The 24823-nt window shown below is 71.1% G+C and carries 23 protein-coding genes; 15 read left to right on the top strand and 8 right to left on the bottom strand.

Annotated elements, in window-relative coordinates; translation table 11 throughout:
* Positions 1-119: 119 nt before the first annotated feature.
* From MQN93_RS25810 to meaB, 3 genes are read left to right on the top strand one after another with little or no spacing between them, the layout of a single operon-like run.
* On the top strand, positions 120-1937 hold the full coding sequence (locus tag MQN93_RS25810; RefSeq protein ID WP_242711436.1) for a methylmalonyl-CoA mutase subunit beta: 1818 nt from the start codon (positions 120-122) through the stop codon (positions 1935-1937).
* Positions 1937-4099: a methylmalonyl-CoA mutase gene (gene scpA, locus MQN93_RS25805; RefSeq protein WP_016437995.1), complete on the top strand. Its 2163-nt coding sequence runs from the start codon at positions 1937-1939 to the stop codon at positions 4097-4099. Before MQN93_RS25810 ends, scpA begins: the two co-directional genes overlap by 1 nt.
* 5 nt (positions 4100-4104) lie before the next feature.
* Positions 4105-5127, top strand: coding sequence for a methylmalonyl Co-A mutase-associated GTPase MeaB (gene meaB, locus MQN93_RS25800; protein WP_242711435.1), 1023 nt, complete (start codon positions 4105-4107; stop codon positions 5125-5127).
* Here meaB and ku read toward each other — a convergent pair.
* Positions 5124-6179, bottom strand: a complete 1056-nt coding sequence (ku, locus tag MQN93_RS25795; protein WP_443064711.1) for a non-homologous end joining protein Ku — start codon at positions 6177-6179, stop codon at positions 5124-5126. The two genes, meaB and ku, sit on opposite strands and share 4 nt — an antisense overlap.
* Positions 6180-6241: 62 nt before the next feature.
* Here ku and ligD point away from each other — a divergent pair, with 62 nt between their 5' ends.
* On the top strand, positions 6242-7123 hold the full coding sequence (gene ligD, locus MQN93_RS25790) for a non-homologous end-joining DNA ligase (protein WP_242711433.1): 882 nt from the start codon (positions 6242-6244) through the stop codon (positions 7121-7123).
* Positions 7124-7316: 193 nt separating this feature from the next.
* Here the strand turns inward: ligD and MQN93_RS25785 are convergent, their stop codons facing one another.
* Positions 7317-8120, bottom strand: coding sequence for a nuclease-related domain-containing protein (locus MQN93_RS25785; protein ID WP_242711432.1), 804 nt, complete (start codon positions 8118-8120; stop codon positions 7317-7319).
* Between the two features lie 99 nt (positions 8121-8219).
* Between MQN93_RS25785 and MQN93_RS25780 the strand changes: the two genes are divergently transcribed.
* The 7 genes from MQN93_RS25780 to MQN93_RS25750 all read left to right on the top strand — a co-directional run bounded on the left by MQN93_RS25780 (position 8220) and on the right by MQN93_RS25750 (position 14732).
* Positions 8220-8726 (top strand): protein-tyrosine phosphatase family protein, encoded by a 507-nt coding sequence (locus tag MQN93_RS25780; protein WP_242711431.1) that lies wholly within the window; start codon positions 8220-8222, stop codon positions 8724-8726.
* A 69-nt stretch (positions 8727-8795) separates the two neighbouring features.
* Positions 8796-9575 carry a hypothetical protein gene (locus MQN93_RS25775; protein WP_242711430.1) on the top strand — a complete coding sequence of 260 codons (780 nt, stop codon included), beginning with the start codon at positions 8796-8798 and terminating at the stop codon, positions 9573-9575.
* Complete coding sequence (locus tag MQN93_RS25770) at positions 9572-10810, top strand: ATP-binding protein (RefSeq protein WP_016437988.1); 1239 nt, start codon at positions 9572-9574, stop codon at positions 10808-10810. The genes MQN93_RS25775 and MQN93_RS25770 overlap by 4 nt, the downstream gene beginning before the upstream one ends.
* Positions 10811-10924: 114 nt before the next feature.
* Complete coding sequence (locus MQN93_RS25765; RefSeq protein WP_242711429.1) at positions 10925-11371, top strand: SH3 domain-containing protein; 447 nt, start codon at positions 10925-10927, stop codon at positions 11369-11371.
* Positions 11317-12720, top strand: coding sequence for an FtsW/RodA/SpoVE family cell cycle protein (locus MQN93_RS25760; protein ID WP_016437986.1), 1404 nt, complete (start codon positions 11317-11319; stop codon positions 12718-12720). Before MQN93_RS25765 ends, MQN93_RS25760 begins: the two co-directional genes overlap by 55 nt.
* Entirely contained in the window at positions 12717-14180 is a 1464-nt protein-coding gene (locus MQN93_RS25755) for a peptidoglycan D,D-transpeptidase FtsI family protein (protein WP_242711428.1), read from the top strand. The genes MQN93_RS25760 and MQN93_RS25755 overlap by 4 nt, the downstream gene beginning before the upstream one ends.
* A 45-nt stretch (positions 14181-14225) precedes the next feature.
* Entirely contained in the window at positions 14226-14732 is a 507-nt protein-coding gene (locus tag MQN93_RS25750; protein WP_242711427.1) for a DUF3291 domain-containing protein, read from the top strand.
* Positions 14733-14748: 16 nt separating this feature from the next.
* On the opposite strand, the gene MQN93_RS25745 is transcribed toward MQN93_RS25750, so the two are convergent.
* Positions 14749-15864: a ferritin-like domain-containing protein gene (locus tag MQN93_RS25745; protein ID WP_242711426.1), complete on the bottom strand. Its 1116-nt coding sequence runs from the start codon at positions 15862-15864 to the stop codon at positions 14749-14751.
* Positions 15865-15989: 125 nt separating this feature from the next.
* Between MQN93_RS25745 and MQN93_RS25740 the strand changes: the two genes are divergently transcribed.
* The 4 genes from MQN93_RS25740 to MQN93_RS25725 all read left to right on the top strand — a co-directional run bounded on the left by MQN93_RS25740 (position 15990) and on the right by MQN93_RS25725 (position 19107).
* Positions 15990-16928, top strand: a complete 939-nt coding sequence (locus tag MQN93_RS25740) for an AurF N-oxygenase family protein (protein WP_016437982.1) — start codon at positions 15990-15992, stop codon at positions 16926-16928.
* Positions 16929-16961: 33 nt separating this feature from the next.
* Positions 16962-17615 (top strand): TetR/AcrR family transcriptional regulator, encoded by a 654-nt coding sequence (locus MQN93_RS25735; RefSeq protein WP_242711425.1) that lies wholly within the window; start codon positions 16962-16964, stop codon positions 17613-17615.
* Between the two features lie 30 nt (positions 17616-17645).
* Positions 17646-17957 (top strand): DUF8847 domain-containing protein, encoded by a 312-nt coding sequence (locus MQN93_RS25730; RefSeq protein ID WP_242711424.1) that lies wholly within the window; start codon positions 17646-17648, stop codon positions 17955-17957.
* Positions 17958-18060: 103 nt separating this feature from the next.
* Positions 18061-19107, top strand: coding sequence for a C40 family peptidase (locus MQN93_RS25725; RefSeq protein ID WP_242711423.1), 1047 nt, complete (start codon positions 18061-18063; stop codon positions 19105-19107).
* Here MQN93_RS25725 and MQN93_RS25720 read toward each other — a convergent pair.
* From MQN93_RS25720 to MQN93_RS25700, 5 genes are read right to left on the bottom strand one after another with little or no spacing between them, the layout of a single operon-like run.
* The gene (locus MQN93_RS25720) at positions 19104-20357 is read right to left on the bottom strand and encodes a styrene monooxygenase/indole monooxygenase family protein (RefSeq protein WP_016437978.1); all 1254 of its coding nucleotides are present in this window, start codon (positions 20355-20357) and stop codon (positions 19104-19106) included. The two genes, MQN93_RS25725 and MQN93_RS25720, sit on opposite strands and share 4 nt — an antisense overlap.
* Before the next feature lie 25 nt (positions 20358-20382).
* The gene (locus MQN93_RS25715; protein WP_242711422.1) at positions 20383-21027 is read right to left on the bottom strand and encodes a GTP-binding protein; all 645 of its coding nucleotides are present in this window, start codon (positions 21025-21027) and stop codon (positions 20383-20385) included.
* Positions 21008-21415, bottom strand: coding sequence for a DUF742 domain-containing protein (locus MQN93_RS25710; protein WP_016437976.1), 408 nt, complete (start codon positions 21413-21415; stop codon positions 21008-21010). Before MQN93_RS25710 ends, MQN93_RS25715 begins: the two co-directional genes overlap by 20 nt.
* On the bottom strand, positions 21412-21918 hold the full coding sequence (locus MQN93_RS25705; protein ID WP_016437975.1) for a roadblock/LC7 domain-containing protein: 507 nt from the start codon (positions 21916-21918) through the stop codon (positions 21412-21414). Before MQN93_RS25705 ends, MQN93_RS25710 begins: the two co-directional genes overlap by 4 nt.
* A complete protein-coding gene (locus tag MQN93_RS25700) occupies positions 21915-24779 on the bottom strand; it encodes a sensor histidine kinase (protein ID WP_242711421.1) in 2865 nt (954 codons plus the stop codon). Before MQN93_RS25700 ends, MQN93_RS25705 begins: the two co-directional genes overlap by 4 nt.
* Between the last annotated feature and the right edge of the window lie 44 nt (positions 24780-24823).

Here is a 24823-nt window from a genome sequence, read left to right as displayed (position 1 = left end):
ACTGCAAGACTCAACTACCTCGGTCGAAAGCCCCGAGACCCACATCACAACCCCCAAGAGAACAAGGTCACAGCCCTTCCCCCTGCTGCTCCTTTGGACCTCTGGCCTAGCATCCGAGCATGACGGTCCTGCCTGACGACGGGCTCTCGCTGGCCGCCGAGTTCCCTGACGCGACTCGTGAACAGTGGCAACACCTTGTGGAGGGTGTGCTGCGGAAGTCGGGCAAGGACGTCTCGGGGTCGGCTGCGGAAGAAGCCCTGTCCACCGCGCTCGAGGACGGGCTGCGCACCCGCCCCCTCTACACCGCGCACGACGCCGCGCCCGATCCCGGGCTGCCCGGGTTCGCCCCGTACGTCCGCGGCGGGCGCCCCGAGGGCAACACCGGTGGCGGCTGGGATCTGCGGCAGCGGCACACCTCGGCCTCCGACGGGGTCGTGCTCGCCGACCTGGAGAACGGCGTCACCTCGCTGTGGCTGGTCCTCGGCGAGGGCGGCATCCCGGTCTCCGAACTCGGGCGAGCTCTCGACGGTGTTTATCTTGACCTTGCTCCTGTCGTTCTCGATGCCGGAGAGCAAGTAGAGGCCGCTGCGCGCGAGTTGATGCGGATCCATGACGAGCGCGGGGTCGCCCACGATGCCGTTCGCGGCAATCTCGGGGCCGATCCGCTCGGGCATGAGGCCCGTACGGGTCGCGCGCTCGGCTTCGCGTCCCTCGTCCCCCTCGCCCGGCTGTGTGCCGAGCAGTACCCGGGGCTGCGCGCGTTCACCGTCGACGCGTTGCCCTATCACGAGGCCGGGGGGTCCGCCGCCCAGGAGCTCGGCTGCTCGCTCGCCACCGGAGTCGCCTATCTGCGCGAGCTCACAGAAGCGGGCGCCGGTACCGGAAAACTGACCGTCGAACAGGCCCTCGCCCAGCTGGAGTTCCGTTACGCCGCCACCGCCGACCAGTTCCTGACCGTCGCCAAGCTGCGCGCCGCGCGCCGGCTGTGGGCGCGGGTCACCGAGGTGTGCGGGGCGCCCGGCGCCCAGGTGCAGCACGTCGTCACCTCGCCGGTGATGATGACGCGCCGGGACCCCTGGGTGAACATGCTGCGGACGACGATCGCCACGCTGGCCGCCGGGGTCGGCGGCGCCGACGCCGTGACCGTACTGCCCTTCGACCACGCGCTCGGCCTGCCGGACGCGTTCGCGCGACGTATCGCCCGCAACACCTCGACCATCCTCGTCGAGGAGTCGCACCTGGCGCGGGTGATCGATCCGGCGGGCGGCTCCTGGTACGTGGAGCGGCTCACGGACGAACTCGCCCATGCGGGCTGGGAGTTCTTCCAGCAGATCGAGCGCGCCGGTGGTCAGGCCGCCGCCCTCCGCTCCGGGCAGCTGAGCCGAACCCTCACCGACACCTGGCAAGCGCGCACCACCAAGCTCGCCAAGCGGCGCGAACCCGTCACCGGTGTCAGCGAGTTCCCGAATCTCGCCGAGCCGGCCGTGGAGCGGGAGCCCGCCCCCGCGCCTCCGTCCGGCGGCCTTCCTCGCGTCCGGCGGGACGAGGCGTACGAGGCCCTGCGTGCCCGGTCCGACGCGCATCTGGCCGCGACCGGCTCCCGGCCCCGTGTCTTCCTGGCCGCGCTCGGTCCGGCCGCCGCGCACACCGCGCGCCTGGCCTTCGCGTCGAACCTGTTCCAGGCGGGCGGCATCGAGCCCGTCACGGAGGGCACCTTCGCCGAGAGCGGCGCCAGCGAGGTGTGTCTGTGTTCCAGTGACGCTCTCTACGAGGAGCAGGCCGAATCCGTGGCCGCCGAGTTCAGGTCGGCGGGCGCCACGCACGTGTTCCTCGCGGGCCGCCCCGGGCAGTACACGGGTGTCGACGCCTACGTCTTCGCGGGCTGTGACGCCGTCGCCGTGCTGTCCGCCACCCTCGACCGCATGGGAGTGTCCTGATGGGAATCCCCGACTTCTCCGGGATCGAGCTCGGGGAGCCGAGGACCGACGCCGGCCTCGACGACTGGCGCAAGGCGGCCGGGAACGACGGAACCTTCTGGGAGACCCCGGAGGGCATCGCGGTCAAGCCGCTGTACACCGGCCGTGACCTGGAGGGCCTGGACTTCCTGGAGACGTACCCGGGCATGGCGCCGTATCTGCGCGGGCCGTACCCGACGATGTACGTCAACCAGCCCTGGACGATCCGTCAGTACGCGGGCTTCTCCACGGCCGAGGAGTCCAACGCCTTCTACCGGCGCAATCTGGCGGCCGGTCAGAAGGGCCTGTCGGTCGCCTTCGACCTGCCCACGCACCGGGGGTACGACAGCGACCACCCGCGGGTGACGGGCGACGTCGGCATGGCGGGCGTGGCCATCGATTCCATCTACGACATGCGGCAGTTGTTCGACGGGATTCCGCTGGACCGGATGACCGTGTCGATGACGATGAACGGTGCCGTGCTGCCGGTGCTGGCGCTGTACATCGTGGCGGCCGAGGAACAGGGCGTGGCGCCCGAGAAGTTGGCCGGGACCATCCAGAACGACATCCTCAAGGAGTTCATGGTCCGCAACACCTACATCTATCCGCCGAAGCCGTCGATGCGGATCATCTCCGACATCTTCGCCTTCACCTCGCAGCGGATGCCGCGCTACAACTCCATCTCCATCTCCGGCTATCACATCCAGGAGGCGGGTGCGACGGCCGATCTGGAGCTGGCGTACACGCTCGCGGACGGGGTGGAGTACATCCGCGCGGGCCGTGAAGCGGGCCTGGACGTGGACGCGTTCGCGCCGCGCCTCAGCTTTTTCTGGGCGATCGGCATGAACTTCTTCATGGAGGTCGCCAAGCTGCGGGCGGCGCGGCTGCTGTGGGCGAAGCTGGTGAAGCAGTTCGACCCGCAGAACGCCAAGTCCCTTTCCCTGCGCACCCATTCGCAGACCTCGGGCTGGTCGCTCACCGCGCAGGACGTGTTCAACAACGTCACGCGCACGTGCGTGGAGGCGATGGCGGCCACCCAGGGCCATACGCAGTCGCTGCACACCAACGCGCTCGACGAGGCGCTCGCGCTGCCCACCGACTTCTCGGCCCGGATCGCGCGCAACACGCAGCTGCTGATCCAGCAGGAGTCGGGCACGACCCGGGTCATCGACCCGTGGGGCGGCAGCGCCTACGTCGAGAAGCTGACGTACGACCTCGCCCGGCGGGCCTGGCAGCACATCCAGGAGGTCGAGCAGGCGGGCGGCATGGCCAAGGCGATCGACGCGGGCATCCCCAAGCTGCGCATCGAGGAGGCCGCGGCCCGGACCCAGGCGCGCATCGACTCCGGGCGTCAGCCCGTCATCGGCGTCAACAAGTACCGCGTCGACAGTGACGAGCAGATCGACGTGCTCAAGGTCGACAACTCCTCCGTACGGGCGCAGCAGATCGAGAAGCTGCGGCGGCTGCGGGCGGAGCGCGACGAGCGGGCCTGCCAGGACGCGCTGGACGCGCTCACCCGGGCCGCCGGCGGCGAGGGCAACCTGCTGGAGCTGGCGGTGAACGCCGCTCGCGCGAAGGCGACCGTGGGCGAGATCTCGGACGCCCTGGAGAAGGTGTACGGGCGGCACGCGAGCCAGATCCGTACCATCACCGGCGTGTACCGCAACGAAGCCGGCGAGTCCCCGTCCGTGGAGCGCACCCGCGCGCTCGTGTCCGACTTCGAGGAGGCCGAGGGGCGCCGTCCGCGCATCCTGGTAGCCAAGATGGGCCAGGACGGCCACGACCGGGGCCAGAAGGTGATCGCGACCGCGTTCGCCGACCTCGGCTTCGACGTGGACGTCGGCCCGCTGTTCCAGACGCCGGCCGAGGTGGCGCGGCAGGCCGTCGAGGCGGACGTGCACATCGTCGGGGTGTCGTCGCTGGCGGCCGGGCACCTCACCCTCGTACCTGCGCTGCGTGAGCAGTTGGCCGAGGAGGGGCGCGAGGACATCATGATCGTGGTGGGCGGAGTGATCCCGCCGCAGGACGTGCCGACGCTGCTGGAGATGGGTGCGGCGGCGGTCTTCCCGCCGGGGACGGTGATCCCGGACGCGGCCCACGATCTCGTACGACGGCTGGCGGCCGGCCTCGGGCACGAGCTGTAGCGGCCATGGCAGCGATCGAACTCGACACGTATGTGAAGGGCGTGCTCGACGGGAAGCGGGCGATCGTCGCGCGCGCCATCACGCTCGTCGAGTCGACCCGGCCTCAACACCGGGTGCTGGCGCAGCAGTTGCTGACCGAGCTGCTGCCGCACAGCGGGAAGGCGCGGCGGATCGGGGTCAGCGGGGTGCCGGGCGTCGGGAAGTCGACCTTCATCGACGCGTTCGGGACGATGCTCACGGGGCTCGGGTACCGGGTCGCGGTGCTGGCCGTGGACCCCTCGTCCACCCGCACCGGCGGCTCCATCCTCGGCGACAAGACGCGCATGGAGCGCCTGGCCGTGGACCCCGCGGCGTTCATCCGCCCCACCCCCACGGCGGGGACGCTGGGGGGTGTCGCCAAGGCGACCCGGGAGTCGATCGTCGTCATGGAGGCGGCGGGCTACGACGTGATCCTCGTGGAGACGGTCGGTGTCGGGCAGTCGGAGACCGCGGTGGCCAACATGGTCGACTCCTTCCTGCTGTTGACGCTGGCGCGCACCGGCGACCAGTTGCAGGGCATCAAGAAGGGCGTCCTGGAGCTGGCCGACGTGATCGCCGTCAACAAGGCGGACGGACCGCACGAACGCGACGCCCGCGCCGCCGCACGGGAGTTGGCGGGCGCGCTGCGGCTGATGCACGGCAAGGACGCGTTCTGGACCCCGCCGGTCCTGCACTGCAGCGCCCGCGAGTCGTCCGGCCTGGACTCCGTCTGGGAGCGCCTGGAACAGCACCGCGCCCTCCTCGACACCACCGGGCGTCTCGCGGAGAAGCGCCGCACCCAGCAGGTCGACTGGACCTGGGGCATGGTCCACGACGAACTCCTCGACCGCCTCCACCACGATCCCGCCGTACGCGCCCTCGCGCCGTCCCTCGAACAGCAGGTCAGGGAGGGTGAGTTGACGGCGACGCTGGCGGCGGAGCGGATTCTTGAGGCGTTCCGCGGGGCGGACGGGGACGCGAGCACGCGGTTCGGGGACGCGGCGATCTAGGCCGAGCGCTTGCGTGACGCCGGCTTCTTCGCCGGTTGCTGCTTGGTGGTGGTCTTCTTCGCCGTCGACTTCTTGGCCGCCGTCTTCTTCGTGCTCTGCGACGACTTCGATGCCGTCTTCTTGGCCGAGGACGAGGACGAGGCCGTGGTCTTCTTGGCAGCGGTCTTCTTGCCCGTCGACTTCTTGGCGGCGGTCTTCTTGGCCGTCCGTTTCCGGGCCGGGAGGTGGGTGACCTCGGCGTCCTCCTGGGAGCCGTCCTCCTCGGCGGCCTCCTCGCCCCTCGACTCCTTCGCGGCCTTCACGCTCTTCTCCAGGGCCGCCATGAGGTCGAGCACCTTGCCGCCGCGGGCCGGTTCGGGGCTCTGCGGGGGTGCCTCGCCGGCGGCCTTCGCGGCGACGACCTCCTCCAGGGCCTCGCGGTACTCGTCGTGCAGCTCCTCGATGTCGATCTCGCCGAGGGTGTCCATCAGGGCGTCCGCGAGGTCGAGTTCCTTGTCGTTGACGGTGACGTTCGTGTCGGGGGCGACGCCCTCGGGGGCGCGCACCTCATCCGGCCACAGCAGGCCGTGCATCGCGATGGCGTCTCCGACCACCCGCAGCATCCCCAGGCGCTCCTTGCCGCGCAGGGCGAACTTCGCGACGGCCACCTTGTTGCTGCGCTTGAGCGCCTCGCGCAGCAGGGTGTACGGCTTGGCCGCCGGGGCCCCGCCCGCCGCGAGGTAGTACGCCGCGTCCATCTGGAGCGGGTCGATGCGGTCCGCCGGGACGAAGGCCACGATCTCGATCGTCCTGGCCGTGGGCAGCGGCAGATGGGACAGGTCCTCGTCCGTGATCGGGATCATCGAGCCGTCGGCGTCCTCGTAGGCCTTGCCGATCTCCGCGCCGCTGACCTCCTTCTCCTCCAGCTCGCAGACCTTGCGGTAGCGGATGCGGCCGCCGTCCTCCACATGGATCTGGCGGAAGGAGATCGAGTGGCTCTCGGTGGCGTTCACCAGCTTGATCGGGATGCTGACCAGACCGAACGAGATGGCGCCGTTCCATATGGATCGCACGTGTAGCACCCTTTCACCCGGTTTGCTCCGCTCCTTTGCGGTTTGCGTGAGATTCTCATCGTATGACGCCGATCACGGAGGTGGAGGGGAGACGTCTCGCCCTCAGCAACCTGGGGAAGGTGCTCTATCCCGCCACCGGGTTCACCAAGGGCGAGGTGCTGCACTACTACGCCACCACCGCCGAGGTCCTGCTGCCCCACCTGCGGGATCGTCCCGTGTCGTTCCTGCGGTATCCCGACGGGCCGGACGGTCAGGTCTTCTTCACCAAGAACGTGCCGCCCGGTACGCCCGACTGGGTCACGACCGCCGAGGTGCCGCGGGTGGAGGGGCCGGCGCGGATGGTGTTCGTGCAGGACCTGCCGAGTCTGATGTGGGCGGCCAATCTCGTCACCGAGCTGCACACGCCCCAGTGGGTCATCGCCGACCCGGGCGTCGCCGACCGGATCGTCTTCGACCTCGACCCCGGCGCGCCCGCGAGCGTCGTCGACTGCTGCGAGGTCGCGCTCTGGCTGCGGGAGCGGCTCGCCGCCGACGGCATCCGGGCCTGCGCCAAGACCTCCGGGTCCGAGGGGCTGCATCTGCTCGCCGCCGTACGGCCGACCCCGTCCGACCGGGTCAGTGAGTACGCCAAGGAGCTCGCCGTGGAGGCCGAGCGGGCCATGCCCCGGCTGGTTCTGCACCGGATGACGCGGAGTCTGCGGCCCGGCAAGGTGTTCGTCGACTGGAGCCAGAACGCGGCCCGCAAGACCACCGCCGCGCCCTACACACTCCGCGCCCGCAGCGAGCCCACCGTCTCCGCCCCGGTGACCTGGAGCGAGGTCGAGGAGTGCGGCGCCCCCGACCAACTCACCTTCAGAGCCCCCGACCTCGCCCCCCGCGTACAGGACTACGGCGACCTGCTGTCGCCACTGCTCGACGCGGAGGACGCTGGGGCACTTCCCTGAACAACACACTCAGTACGCCCGCTGGAACACGCTCGGCGGGCAGCCCGGGCCCCCTCCTTGAACACGCTCCGCGGGCAGCCCGGCCCCCCTCCTTGAACCCGCTCAGCAGGTACCCGGCCCGCTCCCCTGGAGACGGCTCAGCAGGGCACCCGGCCCACTCCCCTGAACGCATCCAGCACGCGCCCCCGGCGCATCACACCCGCCCCCACGTCCCCCGATCCCGTGCCATGGCGTGCAGTGCCTCCACGTCCGCCGGTTTCAGGACGCCGCCGAGTCGTGTCAGGTCGTCGAAGTCCGTGTCCTTCATGACGCGGACCTCGCGGAGTGGGGTCGGGATCGTGACGTCCGTGGGTTCCAGGAGGGCCAGGACCGGGTGGACCTCGGCGGTCAGGGCGTACGAGGCGCGGTCGGCGTCGGCGCGGACGCGGCGCAGCAGGGGCTGGGGTTCGCGGCGGCCGAGCGTGACCATGGGGTCGGTGATCGTCACCTTCTGCTTGCGGGCGTAGAGCGTGTGGACGGCGAACAGGCCGCCCGGGCCGATCGTCAGGTGGTGGATGCGGTCGCCGCCGGGCAGCGGCACCGAGTGCAGGGTGTGCCAGCCCGCGCCGTCGAGGCGGTCGAGGGCCTCACCGATCGTCTGCTCCGCCGTCAGCGCCCTGCGCCGGGGGTCGGGACGCAGCCGGTGGGAGGGGCCCGGTTCCCGGTCCAGGGCGATCAGCAGCGCCTCGCCGGGCCGGTTGGGCGCCAGGTCGTCGTCGGGGTGGAGGGAGAGCCGGGCCAGCTCGGCCGGGGTCGGGACCGGCGGCGGGCCGACGGTGACCGGGCCGGTGAGGAAGGGGCCGAGCGCCTTCAGTACGCGCTCCTCCTCGCTGTCGTTGAGCAGGTTGACCCGTGCGGCCTCGCGGTCGTACCAGGCGACGTTGCGCCCGTCCCTGTGGCAAACGTAGAGCCGCTCCTGGCCGTGCCGCCAGGACGGTATGACTCGCAGTCCGGTCATGCGCCATCACCCCTTGACCATGGGAACAGGCGGGGTGCTCCCCAGGCAAGAAGACGGTTACCTTTGGGAGGAGTTGGGAGGGCACTTGGGGAGGCGTCGTTGCGTACCCGCAGGAAGCAACCCGATGTACCGGCTCCGGCCAGTCCATGGAGCGAGATCGTGCCCGGACTGTGGATGGGCGGACACCAGTTCAGGAACGGCACCGGTGATCTGGAGTTCGCTGTGGTGCGCGACGAGTTCGATCTTGTGCAGACCCTGCTCAGACTGCCGGGACACGGCCCCGACCCGGGCGTGGAGCACCATGTGTGGCCGATCCCCGACGGCCCGCTGGACGGCACCCAGCTCGCGGGCGTGATCCGTCTGGCACGGGCCGCGGGCGAGGCACTGGACGAGGGCCGCAAGGTCCTCGTCCGCTGTTACCACGGGTACAACCGCTCGGGGCTCGTGGTCGCGCACACCCTGGTGCGCCGGGGCCACTCCGCCGAGCAGGCGATCCGCCTCATCCGCTCCCGCCGCTCGCCCTGGGCACTGCACAACGACCTCTTCGTGGACTATCTGCGGGCCGGGCTGCCGACGGCCCGGCTGCTGGAGGAGCTGGCGGAGTAGCAAGGTGATCGTTTCCCCGGACGAATAGGGTGTACCGGGTCACCGATCGTTCTCAGTCACAGGAGTACAGTGCCCCGCTCCCGCGCCGCACGCACCGCCCTCGCCGCGCTCGCCCTGGTGGCGGGCTGCGGTGACGCGGGCGGGCTGCAGGGCGCGGGGTCCACCCCGACCGCGACCAGCCCGGCCAAGCTGTGGCCGAGCCTGACGCCCGCGTCCAGCCCCGCCTGGAACTACGACAACGGCGAGTCCGAGACGATGAAGGGCGTCACCGCTCCGGGCGGCGACATCCGCAAGGTGGATCCGGCGAGGTTGGTGCGGGCGGAGATCGCCCAGCACGCGGACGACTACGCCGGCTCGAAGGCGCCGTACCGCGAGACCGTGCGCCGGATGGACTCCTGCGGCAAACGCCCGGCGGACGCGAAGTGCCCCCTGCTCAGGCCCTACTACCGGGACATCACCGGCGACGGGCACCCCGACCTCACGCTGGGCTTCCGGCTGCTGCCCGGGAACCAGACCGCCGTGCGCGTCTACACGGTCGAGGGGAACCGGGTCGTGCAGGTCATGTCCAACAACGACGCCGTGAGCGGGGTGGAGCTGGCCGGGCGCTCGGTGATCATCCACGCGCCGTCCGACCTGTCGGACTACGAGTACCGCTTCCAGTGGACCTGGGACCCGGAGCAGAAGGTCATGCTGCTCACCCACGACGAGATGCTGCACAACGGCAAGCGTGAGCAGCCGCCGAAGCGGCCGTCGGCAAGCCGGTCCGGATCGCCCTCCGCGTCCGCCGGCACATCGCCCTCCACGACCACCGGCGCCTCTCCCTCCCTCTCCCCCTCGGCGACCCCATGACGAGGCTCGGGCTGCCCCAGTGGGCCGGCACGCTCGCCGTGAAGGCCGCCGTCTTCATCACCGTCATGTGCTGTGCGCTGGCCGCGATGCTCGGTGTGCTGGTGCATGTCTCGGTGACGAACCAGACCGTCGGCCAGGCCCGCGATCTCGCGCTGTCCCGGCTGTCGGACGCGACGAAGGCGTACGAGGCCGGGGACACGCTGCTGCCGGGCACGGGCGTCGATCCCCCGGAGCTGCCGGACGACCTGCGCAGGCTGGCGCGGTCCGGGAGCCGCGGCACCATGGTCTCCGACCGCCACGGGCGTCCCACGATGTGGGCCGCGGGCCCGGCCGACCGGGGCCGGGCGCTGGCCGTCGAGGTCGACTACTCGCAGCAGTCCCGCACGATCGCGGGACTCGACCGGGCGATCCTGTGGTCGTCGGGCCTCGCGATCGGCGTGACGCTGCTGGTGGGCGCGTTCGCGGTGACCCGGGTGACCCGGCGGCTGCAGGCCACGGCGCAGGTGGCCCGGCGGATCAGCGCCGGCGACCTGGACGCGCGCGTCGACGATCCCCGTACGAAGGACCCGACGCACCCCCAGGACGAGGTGGCCGCGGTCGCCGCCGCGCTGGACTCCATGGCGGCCTCGCTGCAGGGCAAGCTGCTGAGCGAGCAGCGGTTCACCGCGGACGTGGCGCACGAGCTGCGCACCCCGCTGACCGGGCTGCACGCGGCGGCCGAGCTGCTGCCGCCGGGGCGGCCGACGGAGCTGGTGCAGGACCGGGTGGCCGCGCTGCGCACGCTCACCGAGGATCTGCTGGAGATCTCCCGCCTCGACACCGGACGCGAGCGGCTGGAGGTCGACGCGGAGGGGCTGGCCGCGCTGGCGGAGCGCGTGGTGCGCGCGTCCGGCACCGACACCGCGGTCGTCGTGCTGCGGGACGCGCGGGTGGAGACGGACCGGCGGCGCCTGGAGCGGGTGCTGGGCAATCTCGTCGCGAACGCGCACAAACACGGGCGCCCGCCGGTGTCGTTGACGGTCGACGGGCCGGTGGTGACCGTCCGGGACCACGGGGACGGGTATCCGGACTATCTCGTGGAGCACGGGCCGCAGCGGTTCCGCACCGAGGGCGGTGCGAAGGGGCACGGGCTCGGGCTGACCATCGCGGTCGGGCAGGCGGAGGTACTGAGCGCCCGCCTGACGTTCGCGAACGCGGCGGACGGCGGGGCCGTCGCCGTGCTGACGCTCGGTTAGGTTCCCCGCCCCTCTTCGGGGCGCTCCACTGGCCCAACCGGACGAGCGACGCCCCGGTACTGCTCCTAACGTGGCGGATAGTCAGCTTCACCCCCGTTCGTGGAGGTATCGGCCATGTCACTGCGCTCCGCTCTCACCCGACTCGCGATAACCACCGCCGCCGGCGCCCTGATCACCTCCGTGGCCGTCGCGCCCGCGCTCGCGGACGACGACTGGGGCGGTGGCGGCGACGGCGGCGACCCCGGCTCCGGGCAGTCCGGCGACTGGAACCAGGGCGACTCCGGGCAGTCAGGTGACTGGAACCAGGGCGGTGACCACGGCGGCCAGCAGTACGCCCGCGGCGTCGTCACCGCGAGCACGCTGCTGCTGCGCAGCGCGCCGACCCGCGGCAGTCAGGTGATCCGCGTGGTCCACAAGGGCGACCGCGTCTCCATCTTCTGCAAGACACCGGGCCAGAGCGTGCAGGGCAACCACCTCTGGTACCTCCTCACGGACGGGACTTGGGCATGGGGTTCGGCCCGCTACATCGACACGATCGGGACGCCGCCGCGCTGGTGCTGACCCAGACGGACGCCCCCGCCCGGGCGGTCCGTCCGCCGCGGGGCCGCGGTGTCGAACTCGCCCTCCTCGCCATCGCCGTACTGCTCTCGGTCTACGGCTACTGCAATGTCGGCCTCGCCAGGCACGGCACCGTCCCGCCCGGCGCCGCCGGTTACGGCGCCGGGCTCGGTGCGCTCGCCTTGCTCGCCCACTGCGCGGTGCGGTTGCGCGCCCCGTACGCCGACCCGCTGCTGCTGCCCATCGGCGTCCTGCTCAACGGCCTCGGTCTGGTGCTGATCTACCGGCTCGACCTGGAGACCCCGCACGACCTCGCGGCCCCCACCCAACTCGTGTGGTCCACCGTGGGCGTGACCCTGTTCACCGTGATCGTCCTGCTGCTGCGCGACCATCGTGTGCTCCAGCGCTACGCCTACGTGTGTGTCGTCGCCGCGCTCGCCCTGCTGCTCCTGCCGATCCTCTTCCCGGCCGTGAACGGCGCCCGCATCTGGATCCGGATCGCCGGATTCTCCATCCAGCCGGGCGAGTTCGCGAAGGTGCTGCTGGCGGTCTTCTTCGCCGCGTATCTGGCGGCCAACCGCAACGCGCTGGCGTACACCGGCCGGCACATCTGGCGCTTCAGGCGCTTCCAGCTGCCCACCGGCCGGGTGCTCGGCCCGATCCTCGCCATCTGGCTGCTGAGCGTGGGCGTCCTGGTGCTGGAGCGCGACCTCGGCACCTCGCTGCTGTTCTTCGGCCTCTTCGTGGTGCTGCTCTACGTCGCCACCGGCCGCACCGGCTGGATCGCCGTCGGCCTGCTGCTGGCGGCGGTGGGCGCGGTGGCGGTCGGCTGGCTGGAGCCGCATGTGCACGGCCGGGTCCAGGACTGGCTGCACCCCTTCGCGTCGATCGAGGCCGGCCAGGGCCCCAACCAGATCGCCCAGTCGCTGTTCGCCTTCGCCGCGGGCGGGCTCCTCGGCACGGGCCTCGGCCTCGGCCACGCGATCCTCATCGGCTTCGCGACCAAGTCCGACTTCATCCTCGCCACGGCGGGCGAGGAGCTGGGCCTGGCGGGCCTGACCGCGATCTTCCTCCTCTACGGCCTCCTCGTGGACCGCGGCTACCGCGCGGCCCTCGCGCTGCGCGACCCGTTCGGCCGGCTGCTCGCGGTCGGGCTCGCCTCGATCGTGGCGCTCCAGGTGTTCGTGATCGCGGGCGGGGTGACCGGGCTGATCCCGCTCACCGGCATGGCGATGCCGTTCCTCGCCCAGGGCGGTTCGTCGGTGGTCACCAACTGGGCGATCGTGGCGCTGCTGATCCGGTTGAGCGACGCGGCGCGCGGCCGGTACGGCGAGGAGGCGGTGCCGTCATGACACAGCACATCCGCCACTCCGCCTACTTCTGCCTCATGCTGCTGGTCGCGCTGCTCGCCAACGCCGTCCGCATCCAGTTCCTCGACGCCGGTTCCTACGACGACAATCGCGCCAACCGCCGCTCCCAGATCGCCCGTTACCACCAGCCGCGCGGCGACATCGTGGTCGACGGCGCGCCCGTCACCGGCTCGCGGGACTCCGGCGAGCAGCTGCGGTACGAACGGACGTACACCGACGGGCCGTTGTACGCGCCCGTCACCGGCTTCGCCTCGCAGGTGTACGGCACGACGCTGCTGGAGCACGTCAAGGACGCCGTCCTGTCGGGCACCGACCCGGCGCTGAAGCCGTTCCCCGTGATGAACGGCTTCACGCGGGCCCGCAGCCGCGGCGGCGACGTCGTGACCACCATCGACGCGGCCGCGCAGCGGGCGGCGTACGAGGGGCTCGACGGGCGCAAGGGTGCGGTGGCGGCGATCGAACCGGCCACCGGGCGGGTGCTGGCGCTGGTGTCGAGTCCCTCCTACGACCCCGGTGCGCTGTCGGGGAACGCGGCGGCGACGGCGCGCTCCTGGGCCCGGCTCAACGCCGATCCGGACAAGCCGATGCTCAACCGTGCGGTGCGGCAGACCTATCCGCCCGGTTCGACGTTCAAGGTGGTCACCGCGGCGGCGGCGCTGGACGCGGGGGTCGTCACGGACCTCGACAGGCCGACCCACTCGCCCGACCCCTATCCGCTGCCGGGCACGCGCACCACGCTGATGAACGAGGGCGAGGGGTGCGGGGACGCCCCGCTGCGGGAGGCCTTCGAGTGGTCGTGCAACACCGTGTTCGCGAAGCTCGGCGTGGACGTGGGCGTCAGGCGCATGGCCGCCACGGCGCGGGCGTTCGGCTTCAACGACACCCGCCAGCGCATCCCCTTCGCGGTGGCGCCGAGCACCTTCGACACCTCGATGGACCGGGCGCAGCTCGCCCTTTCGTCGATCGGGCAGTACAACACGCGGGCCACCCCGCTGCAGATGGCGATGGTCGCCGCCGCCGTCGCCAATCGCGGGCAGGTGCGCTCGCCGTACCTGGTGGAGCGGACGACCACGAACGAGGGCGCCACGGTGGCCACGGCGGGGTCGCGTCCGGTGCGCGCGGCGATGCGCCCGGAGACCGCGGAGCGGATGAAGGAGCTGATGGAGGACGTCGTGACGGAGGGCACCGGCACGAACGCCGCCATCCCCGGCGCGATCGTCGGCGGCAAGACCGGCACCGCCCAGCACGGCCTGGGCAACGCCGGGGTCCCCTATGCCTGGTTCGTGTCGTGGGCGCAGAACGAGGACGAACGGCAGCCGAAGGTCGCGGTCGCCGTGGTGGTGGAGGACGGCTCGGCCGAGCGGGGCGACATCACGGGGGGCGGGGTGGCCGCGCCGATCGCCCGGTCGGTGATGGAGACGGTCCTCAACTCCAAGGACTGAGACGGGGGTTGAGGCGGGCAATGCTCCCGACCTAACGTTCGGTCCATGACGTCTGCCCACGCGTACGAACTCGCCCAGGTCAATATCGCCCGCCTCAAGGCCCCCTTGGACTCGCCGCAGTTGAGGGACTTCGTCGCCGCCCTCGATCCGGTGAACGCCGACGCCGACGCCGCCGACGGTTTCGTCTGGCGCCTGCAGGGCGACGGCGGTGACGCCACCGACGTGGCCGTCTTCGGGGACGACTGGCTGATCATCAACATGTCCGTGTGGCGGGACGCGAACGCGCTGACCGCGTTCATGTACCAGGGCCGCCACCGCGAGATGCTGGCCCGCCGGCGCGAGTGGTTCGAGCGGATCGAGCAGGCGATGGTGGCGATGTGGTGGGTGCCGGCCGGGCACCGCCCGACCGTCGCGGAGGCCGAGGCACGGCTGCTGCATCTGCGCGCCAACGGCCCCACGCCCTACGCCTTCACGCTGCGCACGTCGTTCCCGGCGCAGGGCGCCGAACCGGTGCCGCTGGAGGTGCCGGACGGGCTCGGCTGCTCGGTCTGACCGCCGGCCGCCCGCTCTAGCCGCCGGCCGGCCCGGCGCCCGCCTCGATCGCCTCCGTCACCTCCGCCACGCGTTCGCGTTCCTCCTCGGCGAAGCGTTCCGCGTCCAGCTGTTCCGCGATCTCCTCGTCCTGGGCCATCAGCAGGTCAAGGTTGGAGTCGCCGAGGTCGAACACGCCCATGTCGACGTACGCCTGCTGCAGGCGCTTGCCCCACAGGCCGATGTCCTTGACGCACGGCACGATGCGGGAGAACAGCAACTTGCGGAACAGCGCGAGGAATTCGGACTGCTCGCTGTACTCCTCCGCCTCGGCCTTCGGGATGCCGAAGTTCTCCAGGACCTCGACGCCGCGCAGCCGGTCGCGCATCAGATAGCAGCCCTCGATGACGAACTCCTCGCGCTCGCGCAGTTCGGCGTCGCTGAGCTGCTTGTAGTAGTCGCGCAGGGCCATCCGCCCGAAGGCCACGTGCCGGGCCTCGTCCTGCATGACGTAGGCGAGGATCTGCTTGGGCAGGGGCTTGTCGGTGGTGTCGCGGATCATGCCGAAGGCGGCCAGCGCCAGGCCTTCGATCAGGACCTGCATGCCGAGGTAGGGCATGTCCCAGCGACTGTCGCGCAGGGTGTCCCCCAGCAGCGCCTGGAGGTTGTCGTTGATCGGGTACAGCATCCCGATCTTCTCGTGCAGGAAGCGGCCGTAGATCTCCGCGTGCCGCGCCTCGTCCATCGTCTGGGTCGCCGAGTAGAACTTGGCGTCCAGGTCGGGGACGGACTCCACGATCCGGGCGGCGCAGACCATCGCGCCCTGCTCGCCGTGCAGGAACTGGCTGAACTGCCAGGTGGCGTAGTGCTTGCGCAGTTCCCCCTTGTCCTGGTCGGTCATCTTCGCCCAGTACTTGGTGCCGTAGAGCGACATCGACTCGTCGGGGGTGCCGAGCGGGTCGTGGGGATCGACCTCCAGATCCCAGTCGATCCGCTTCTGCCCGTCCCACTGCTTGTCCTTGCCCTTCTGGTAGAGGGCGAGGAGCCGGTCGCGTCCGTCGTCGTACTCCCAGCTGAAACGGGCTGCTCCATTGGCCGGTACCTGCCAGTGGGGGTCGCCCGGGTCCATGGCGTACAGGTCGTAAGTCGGCATGTTCGCAGGCTCACACGTGGTAGACGCCGGGTCAACAAATCGCGCACAGGGGATTGACGGGCTTGCTGACAGGCAGTCTTATAAGCGATGGAGGATGTAACCCCCGGTAACGAAGTGGAAGAACCATGACGATCCTGACGGAAGCGGACGCGCTGGAGGGGCTGCGCGACGCGCTCGGCCAGCTCAAGGACCGCGAACAGGTGGCCGAGCGACTCCTCGCCTCCTCCGCCAAGCACTCCTTCGACCCGGACAAGGAGCTGGACTGGGACGCGCCCTTCGAGGAGGGCAAGTGGTTCTGGCCGCCGGAGCTGGTCTCGCTCTACGACACCCCGATGTGGAAGCGGATGAGCGAGGAGCAGCAGATCCTGCTCTCGCAGCATGAGGCCGCCGCGCTCGCCTCGCTCGGCATCTGGTTCGAACTCATCCTGATGCAGCTGCTGGTGCGGCACATCTACGACAAGGCGGCCACGAGCGCCCATGTGCGCTACGCCCTCACCGAGATCGAGGACGAGTGCCGGCACTCCAAGATGTTCGCCCGGCTGATCTCGCACGGCGGCACCCCCTGGTACCCGGTGAGCCGGGTGCACCAGAACCTGGGCCGCCTGTTCAAGACGATCTCCACGACGCCCGGTTCCTTCACGGCCACCCTGCTCGGCGAGGAGGTCCTGGACTGGATGCAGCGCCTGACCTTCCCGGACGAGCGGGTGCAGCCCCTGATCCGCGGCGTCACGCGCATCCACGTCGTCGAGGAGGCCCGCCATGTGCGCTACGCCCGCGAGGAGCTGCGCCGGCAGATGGTGACCGCTCCGCGGTGGTCGCAGGAGTTCACGCGCCTGACGTCGGGCGAGTTCGCGCGGGTGTTCTCCGTGGCCTTCGTGAACCCCGAGGTCTACACGAACGTCGGACTCGACAAGCGTGAGGCCATGGCGCAGGTGAAGGCGAGCGGGCACCGGCGGGAGGTCATGCAGACCGGGGCGAAGCGGCTGACCGACTTCCTGGACGACATCGGGGTGCTGCGGGGTGCCGGGCGCCGGTTGTGGAGGTCGTCCGGACTGCTGGCGTAGGAGGCGTGCAGGCGGCCGGTTACGCTGCGAGGCATGACCCCGTCGGCCGCCACCCCCGCCTACCGCCGCCTCAGTGTCGAGGAGCGGCGCAGCCAGCTCCTCGACTCCGCCCTCGGCCTCTTCGCCCACCGCGCCCCCGAGGACGTCTCCCTCGACGACGTGGCGGAGGCGGCCGGGGTCTCGCGGCCCCTGGTGTACCGGTACTTCCCGGGCGGCAAGCAGCAGCTGTACGAGGCCGCGCTGCGGTCGGCCGCCGAGGAGCTCGAGCAGTGCTTCGACGAGCCGCGCGTGGGTCCGCTGCTGCCCCGGCTCGCGCGGGCCCTGGACCGCTATCTGGCCTTCGTCGACCAGCACGACGCCGGGTTCAGCGCCCTGCTGCAGGGCGGCAGCGTCGTCGAGACCTCCCGTACGACCGCCATCGTGGACGGCGTGCGCCGGGCCGCCGCCGAGCACATCCTCAGCCACCTGGGCGTCACCGGTCCCGGCCTGCGGCTGCGCATGACCGTGCGGATGTGGATCACCGCGGTCGAGGCGGCCTCCCTGATCTGGCTGGACGAGGACAAGCAGCCGCCCCTGGACGAACTGCGGGACTGGCTGGTCGACCAGTTCGTGGCCGTGCTCTCGGTGACCGCCGCCCGGGACGCCCAGACCGCGGAGCTGGTGCAGAGGCTGGCGGATGATGTCTGACACCGGCGCCGGATGTCCGAGACTGGTGCCGTGAAGAGCGAAGACACACCGTTCGAGGGCGGTCCGATGGACGGCCGGGTGCTGCCGGTCCTGGTGGGCCCCACCGGACAGCCGCCCAAGATCTACCGCATCCCGGTCCCGGACGCCGCCGGCGGCCCGCCCGTCGTGCACGTCTACCGGCGCGTCCCGCGCGGTCACACCAGGCGCCTCGGCCTGCTGCAGGGGTGGAAGTACGAGTACGACCCCACCGGCAGGGCGGACGGGCTGAAGTGGCCGTGGTCCAAGCCGGACACCGCGCCCCGCGCCACGCCGGGCCGCACGCCGGACGACACCGACGAGTGACGCGGTTGCGCCGAACCGCGCACATCCGGCGCGCGTCGGTGGCGCGGCCGTCAACACCTCACTGTGCGGAGCGGAAGGCCCGCACCGCATCGGAGGTGATGACGTGTCAGGAAGGCTTCTGCGTCTGGTGTGCACGGCGGCAGTGGCCGCCGGCAGCGTCCTCGCGCCGCTGCCCGCCACGGCCGTGCCCGCACCCGACCCCGGCGGCCGCACCGTCGCCGAACAGCTGACGGACCTTCAGCGGCTGTATCGCGAGGCGGAGAAGGCCACCGAGACCTACGACGCCACCGCGGAGAAGCTGAAGAAGCAGCGCGCCGAGGTGGACCGCCTCGACCGCGCGCTCGCCCGGGCCCGTCTGTCCCTGCAGGACAGCCGGGGCGCCGCGGGCCGGCTCGCCCGACAGCAGTACCAGGGCAGCACCGACATCTCGCCGTACGTACGCCTGCTGCTCGCCCGCGACCCCCAGCAGGCGCTCGACCAGGGGCATGTGATCGGCCGGCTGGCGCGGGAGCGGGCCGAGACGGTGGGCCGGCTGACCGGCACCGAGCAGAGGGCCGACGCGCTGGCCCGCAGCGCCCGCAAGGCCCTCGACCGCCAACTCTCCCTCGCCGCACGGCAGAAGAAGGACCGGGACGAGGTGCGCGGACGGCTGAAGAAGGTCGAGGAGCTGCTGGCCTCGCTCACCCCCGAACAGCTCTCCGCGCTCGCCGAGCTGGAGAAGAACGGGGTCGAGACCGCGCAGCGCAAACTCCTGGCGTCCGGCGCCCTGGACGACGACCGCCCGCCGTCACCGGAGGGCGACCGAGCGGTGCGCTACGCCGTGCGGCAGCTCGGCAAGCCGTACCGGTGGGGCGCCGAGGGCCCGACGTCCTACGACTGCTCGGGCCTGACCTCGCAGGCCTGGGACCGCGCGGGGACGCCGATCCCGCGGACCAGCCAGCAGCAGTGGGCGCAGCTGCCGAGGGTGCCCCTCGATCAGCTGCGCCCCGGCGATCTGGTGATCTACTTCCCCGAGGCCACGCACGTCGCGATGTACCTGGGCCACGGCGTGATGATCCAGGCCCCGCGCACCGGCGAGAAGATCAAGGTCTCGCCGATCGCGTCCTACCCGATCCTGGGAGCCGTACGACCCGACGCGCGCGGCGCTTAGGAACCGGCGACCGAGGCGAGGTACGCCTCCGTCTTCTCCGGCTCATAGAAGAAGTTCTCGAAGTCGGCCGGGTCGTTGAAGGCGTTGGCGAAGCGGTCGGCGACCGGCTGCAACTGCCCTGCCGCGCCGATGAGGTTGAGGATGTGCTCCGGCGGCGGCGCCAGCATCGCGTTCGTCCACTTGGTGACGTGCTGCGCGGTGCCCCAGTAGCGGTCGAACGTCGCCTGCATCCAGGCCTCGTCGAACTCCTTGTCGCCGTGCTCCAGGATCGAGGCGAGATACGCGGCCGCGCACTTGGACGCGGAGTTCGAACCCTGGCCGGTGATGGGGTCGTTGGCGACGACGACATCCGCGACGCCGAGCACCAGACCGCCGCCGGGCAGCCGGCCGATGGGGTTGCGGACCGTGGGCGCGTAACGGCCGGACAAGGTGCCGCCGGCGTCGGTCAGTTCGACCTTGGTGGCCCGCGCGTACTCCCAGGGCGTGAACTTCTCCATGAGTTCCAGGGTCAGGGAGAGGTGCTCCGCCGGGTCCTTGACGCCGTTGAAGACGTCCAGCGGGCCGCCGGGTATGCCCTCCCAGAACAGGATGTCGGCGCGGCCGGAGGTGGTGAACGTCGGCATGATGAACAGCTCGCCGACGCCCGGCACCAGATTGCAGCGGACCGCGTCGAACTCCGGGTGCTCGGGACGCGGGCCCAGACCGTGCACGTAGGCCACCGCGAGGGCACGCTGCGGCTCGCTGTAGGGCGAACGGGACGCGTCCCGGCCGAACATGGACACCAGCTCGCCCTTGCCCGCCGACACCAGCACCAGGTCGTACGTACGGGAGAAGTAGTCGAGGTCGGAGACCGCCGCGCCGTGGATGACCAGCTGGCCCCCGCGCTGCGCGAACGTCTCCATCCAGCCGGCCATCTTCACCCGCTGGTCGACCGACTGCGCGAACCCGTCGAGCCTGCCCACCCAGTCGATGGCGCGCGCCGCGGGGCCCTCGCCCCAGGAGCCCGGGGCCGCGACCGAGACGCCGAGTCCTTCGATCTTCGGGGCCTGGGACTCCCAGAAGTTCAGCTGGAGATCGCGCTCGTGCTGCAGTGCCGTGTGGAACATGCACTGCGTCGACATGACCCGGCCGGAACGGATCTCGTCCGCCGTCCGGTTCGACATCAGGGTGACCTCGTACCCGTGCGACTGAAGGCCGAGGGCGAGCTGCAGACCGGACTGACCGGCTCCTACGACGAGTATCTTCCGCATGCGGGTGAGGGCTCCTAACGGGGGTTCACTCGGGTGTTTCGTCGAGCGCGTGGCCCACGAGGGACAGGAGGGTCTCGATCACCGAGATCCGGCGGCGCGCATCCATGATCATTACAGGTATGTGCGCGGGGATCGTCAATGCCTCCCGCACGTCCTCCGGCTCGTACATCTCACTGCCGTCGAAGTGGTTGACGGCGACGACGTACGGCAGTCCGCAGCTCTCGAAGTAGTCGAGCGCGGGGAAGCAGTCCTTCAGGCGGCGGGTGTCGGCCATGACGACGGCGCCGATCGCACCGCGCACCAGGTCGTCCCACATGAACCAGAACCGCTGCTGGCCCGGTGTGCCGAACAGATACAGCACCAGGTCGTCGTCGAGCGTGAGGCGGCCGAAGTCCATCGCCACGGTGGTGGTGAGCTTGCCGGGCGTGGAGGTGAGGTCGTCGGTCTCCTCGCTCGCCTCGGTCATCAGCGCCTCGGTCTGCAGCGGCGTGATCTCCGAGACGGCGGTGACCAGCGTGGTCTTGCCGACGCCGAAGCCTCCCGCCACGACTATCTTCGTGGCGATGGGGGCGCGGGTGCGGTCCGTCTGCCACGACTGCAGATTCTCGTCCTCGTCGACGAGCGGGGTGACGCCGGCAGCGGTGGCGGCGTCAGAGACGGCGGAGTCCATTCAGCACCCTTTCCAGCAGAGCGCGGTCCGGACGGCCAGTGCCGTGACCGGTCCCGGTGCCGTACACACGGATCTTTCCCTGGTCCGCGAGGTCGCTGAGCAGCACGCGGACCACGCCGAGCGGCATCTTCAGCAGCGCGGCGATCTCGGCCACCGTGCGCATACGGCGGCAGAGTTCGACGATGGCGAGCATCTCCGGCATCACCCTGCTGCCGGACCCGTTCGTCAGTTCCTTGCGCTCCTCGGGTGCCTCCAGCGCCGCCACGAACGTCTCCACGAGGAGGACGTGACCGAAGCGCGTACGGCCGCCGGTGAGCGAATAGGGGCGCACGCGGGCCGGCTTGCGCTCGGCGCCGCGGACGGGGAGTTTCTTCGGCGAGGTACTCATCGGGCGCTCCCGGCGGACTCCTGCTCGAGGGACTGGCGTAGCTCGCTGCGGAGTTCGGGGGTGAGCACATGGCCGGCGCGGCCCACGAAGAGTGCCATGTGATATGCCACCACGCTCATGTCGCAGTCCGCGGAGCCGTGCACACCGAGCAGTGAGCCGTCGCTGATCGACATCACGAACAGACTGCCCTCCTCCATCGCGACCATCGTGTGCTTCACCTTGCCGGAGTCCATCAGCTTGGCCGCGCCGATGGTGAGGCTGCCGATGCCGGAGACGATGGTGGCGAGGTCGGCGGCGGAGCCGCGCGGACCGCCGGTCCGCTGCCGCTTGGCCTCCGCCTTCGCCTCGGCGTTGCGGCCGGGGTCGGAGGAGAGCAGCAGCAGGCCGTCGGAGGAGACCACCGCCACTGACTGGATGCCCGGCACCTCCTCGACCAGGTTCGTCAGCAGCCAGTGCAGATTGCGGGCTTCACTGCTCAGTCCGAAGGTACTGGGCGCGGTCAACTGCGTTCCTCCTCGACAGTGCCCCCCGTGGCTTCTTCGGATCCAGCTGTTCCGGTGGCCGGCACCTCGTTCTGGGCCGTCCTCTCGGCGATCTCCACCTCCACGTCGCGGTAGCCGGCCTGGGCGCCCTGGCGGAATCCGCCGAGTCTCCTGCGGAGCGCTTCCGCGTCAACGGTACGGGGGCGTGTCGGCTGGGTCTCGGTCGGTGCGGTGATCTTTGGGGTGCGCTTGGGGAGGCCCTTTGCTGTTACTGGTTCTTCTTCGTCCGGGACGCGTTCGTGTTCCGCCTCGGCTTCGCCTTCGGCGGATGTGCTCCCACCCGCACCACCTGTGCCACTTTCGTCGTCGGGTGCGGGTGGCCCCTGTGGGGGCTCCTCGCCGTCGGCGGCCTCGGGTTCGGGGTGGGCCTCCTGCGGCAGGGGGTCCCGGTCCGTCGGCTGGAGCGGGATCAGGAGTTCCATCGTGGTCTCGGCCGGGGTCGGCGCGTGCTCGTCGGAGTCAGCCGTGGCTTCGGCCCCGGTGGTCGGCTTAACCTCCGTGGTCGGCTCGGCCTCCGTGGTCGGCTTGGCCTCGGTGGCCAGGTTGGTCTCGCCGGCCCGCTGCGCGGCCTTCTCGGCCTTCTCCGCCAAGGCCACCAGCGGGTCCTGCGACTTCGTGCGGTGGTGCAGTTCGTTGGAGTTGGCCTCCGCGTCGGCGCCCGGCAGGGAGAAGGAGTGGGCGGAGCCGGAGACCGGGGAGGAGGCGGACGGGACTGCGGCCGACGGGGCCGCCGCCAGCAGGGTGCCCGGCAGGACCACGACCGCCGCGACGCCGCCCTGCTTCTGCTCGCGCAGCTGGACGCGGACGCCGTGGCGCTGGGCGAGGCGGGCGACGACGTAGAGACCGAGGCCGAGGCCGTCCTCGCCCTCCTGGTCGTAGGGCGACTCCGGGTCGAACTCGGCGAGCCGGGTGTTGAGACGGGTCATGCGCTCGCCGGTCATGCCGATGCCCTCGTCCTGGACGGAGAGCATGGCCTCGCCGTTCTCCAGGAGCCAGCCGGAGATCTCGACGGGCCGGTCGGGCGGCGAGAACGCGGTGGCGTTCTCCATCAGTTCGGCCAGCAGATGGGAGAGGTCGTCGGCGGCGAAGCCCGCGACATGCGCGTGCGGCGGCAGCACGGCGATGCGGACGCGCTCGTAGCGCTCGATCTCGCTGACCGCGGCGCGGACGACGTCCACGAGCGGGACCGGGTGCGCGCTCTGCTGGACGTGCTCGGTTCCGGCCAGGACCAGGAGGTTCTCGCTGTGCCGGCGCATCACCGTGGCGAAGTGGTCCAGCTTGAAGAGCGTGGCGAGCCGGTCCGGGTCGTGCTCGCGCTCCTCCAGGCCCTCGATGACGCCGAGTTGCCGCTCGACCAGGCCCAGGGTGCGCAGGGCGAGGTTCACGAAGGTGCCGCCGATGCTGTCGCGCAGCCGCTCCAGCTGGGCGGCCGAATCGGCGAGTTCGGAGCGCAGTCCCTCACGGGCGTCGGCCATCTTCTGGCGCTGGCCGACCAGGTGCTTGCGGTCGGCCTCCAGGGTGTGGATGCGCTCGTGCAGGGCCGCGGCGTGGGCGTGCAGGGCGTTGACGGAGCGGACGACCTGCGCGAACTCGTCATTGCGGCCGGTGAAGGTGACCGGTTCCTCGGCGGCGGGGTTCTCGGCACCGGCGAGGCGGGCCGAGCCGCGGCGCAGGACGGAGAGCGGACGCGTGAGGGTGCGGGCCATGGCCGTGGCGATGCCGACGGCGACCAGCATGAGGACGCCGAGGACGGCGATGCGCAGCTCCAGCGCGGTGACGTCGTCGTCCCGCAGCTGGGCGAGGTCCTTGGTGCGGCGGTCGTAGAGGGCGGACTCCGCGCCCCGCATGGCGTCGATCCGGGCGGAGAGCGCGGCGTTGGTCTTCGAGGCGCTGGTGGACAGTTCGGACGTGGAGAGCGTCGGCTGGTCGGTGAGGGAGGCCAGGTACTTCTCGGCGGAGTCGACCTCGGGACCGGTGACCGTGGAGTCGTAGGACGTCCGGGCCGCCTTGGGCGCGGTGTCGCGGAAGTCGGCGAGGGCCGCGTCGGAGCGCAGCCGGGCCTGCTGGGCGGCGGCGGTCAGCGCGTTGCGCTGTTTGGTGTCGGCCGCCGAGGAGGTGGTGGACCTGACCGGCAGCCCGGTGGTGGGGCTGATGACCGTCTGGGTGGACGACGGGACGTTGAGGGCCGCGACGAGGAGGCCGCGGGCGGCGGCGGACTGCTGTACGGCGGAGTCCAGCTCGGCCAGGGAGTACGCACCGGCGCCGGCGCGGGGCGGCATCTTCTCCGCCAGCTGCTCGGCGAGCCGGTGCAGTTCGGTGATGGCGGCGGAGTAGGCGCCGTGTGCTTCCAGGGCGCTGTTCTTGCCGGTCAGCGCGGAGCGGCGGACCGCGGCTATGCCGTCGAGGTCGCCGCGCAGGGTGGCGGAGATGTCGGGGTTCTCGCGCAGCTCCTCGACCTGCCGGTCGACGCGGGCGCTCGCCTGCTCGCCGGGGGCCTTGGACTTGGGCCGGCCCGCGGCGATGTACGAGGTCACCTCGTCGCGCTCGTCGGCGAGCGAGTGGGCGAGGACGAGGGCGTCCTGGGTCTGCTCGGCGAGCGTCACCAGGTCCTGGGAGTCCGAGAGTTGCCCGGAGGCGGCGAGGACGGAGGGGAGTCCGGCCCCGGCGATGGCGGCGGCCACGACGGCCACGGCGACGACGAGGCGGTTGCGGACGTGAGTGGGACGGCCCTTGCCGGTGGGGGCGGTGCTGCCGGGCGCGCGCTCGGCGTCCGCTGCGGGATCCGTCTGCTTGCCTGTGCGACGAGGCCGCGTCTTCTGCACCGGTGCTCGCATTCCTGACTCGTGATACTCATGGGCCCGGGTGA

Source organism: Streptomyces spinosisporus (genome assembly GCF_022698145.1).
In the GTDB taxonomy this organism is placed as follows: domain Bacteria; phylum Actinomycetota; class Actinomycetes; order Streptomycetales; family Streptomycetaceae; genus Streptomyces; species Streptomyces spinosisporus.
The sequence above is the reverse complement of the archived record's forward strand: the minus strand, read 5'-3'. Positions and strand labels throughout refer to the sequence as shown.

Excerpts from the sequence above, each read along its gene's own strand:
- MQN93_RS25755 (WP_242711428.1), top strand. The coding sequence starts at position 12,717 with ATGACACAGCACATCCGCCACTCCGCCTACTTCTGCCTCATGCTGCTG.
- MQN93_RS25710 (WP_016437976.1), bottom strand. The coding sequence starts at position 21,415 with ATGAGTACCTCGCCGAAGAAACTCCCCGTCCGCGGCGCCGAGCGCAAG.
- MQN93_RS25785 (WP_242711432.1), bottom strand. The coding sequence starts at position 8,120 with ATGACCGGACTGCGAGTCATACCGTCCTGGCGGCACGGCCAGGAGCGG.
- MQN93_RS25770 (WP_016437988.1), top strand. The coding sequence starts at position 9,572 with ATGACGAGGCTCGGGCTGCCCCAGTGGGCCGGCACGCTCGCCGTGAAG.
- MQN93_RS25740 (WP_016437982.1), top strand. The coding sequence starts at position 15,990 with ATGACGATCCTGACGGAAGCGGACGCGCTGGAGGGGCTGCGCGACGCG.
- MQN93_RS25715 (WP_242711422.1), bottom strand. The coding sequence starts at position 21,027 with ATGGACTCCGCCGTCTCTGACGCCGCCACCGCTGCCGGCGTCACCCCG.
- scpA (WP_016437995.1), top strand. The coding sequence starts at position 1,937 with ATGGGAATCCCCGACTTCTCCGGGATCGAGCTCGGGGAGCCGAGGACC.
- MQN93_RS25765 (WP_242711429.1), top strand. The coding sequence starts at position 10,925 with ATGTCACTGCGCTCCGCTCTCACCCGACTCGCGATAACCACCGCCGCC.
- MQN93_RS25810 (WP_242711436.1), top strand. The coding sequence starts at position 120 with ATGACGGTCCTGCCTGACGACGGGCTCTCGCTGGCCGCCGAGTTCCCT.
- MQN93_RS25760 (WP_016437986.1), top strand. The coding sequence starts at position 11,317 with ATGGGGTTCGGCCCGCTACATCGACACGATCGGGACGCCGCCGCGCTG.
- ligD (WP_242711433.1), top strand. The coding sequence starts at position 6,242 with ATGACGCCGATCACGGAGGTGGAGGGGAGACGTCTCGCCCTCAGCAAC.
- MQN93_RS25750 (WP_242711427.1), top strand. The coding sequence starts at position 14,226 with ATGACGTCTGCCCACGCGTACGAACTCGCCCAGGTCAATATCGCCCGC.
- MQN93_RS25745 (WP_242711426.1), bottom strand. The coding sequence starts at position 15,864 with ATGCCGACTTACGACCTGTACGCCATGGACCCGGGCGACCCCCACTGG.
- MQN93_RS25720 (WP_016437978.1), bottom strand. The coding sequence starts at position 20,357 with ATGCGGAAGATACTCGTCGTAGGAGCCGGTCAGTCCGGTCTGCAGCTC.
- MQN93_RS25735 (WP_242711425.1), top strand. The coding sequence starts at position 16,962 with ATGACCCCGTCGGCCGCCACCCCCGCCTACCGCCGCCTCAGTGTCGAG.
- meaB (WP_242711435.1), top strand. The coding sequence starts at position 4,105 with ATGGCAGCGATCGAACTCGACACGTATGTGAAGGGCGTGCTCGACGGG.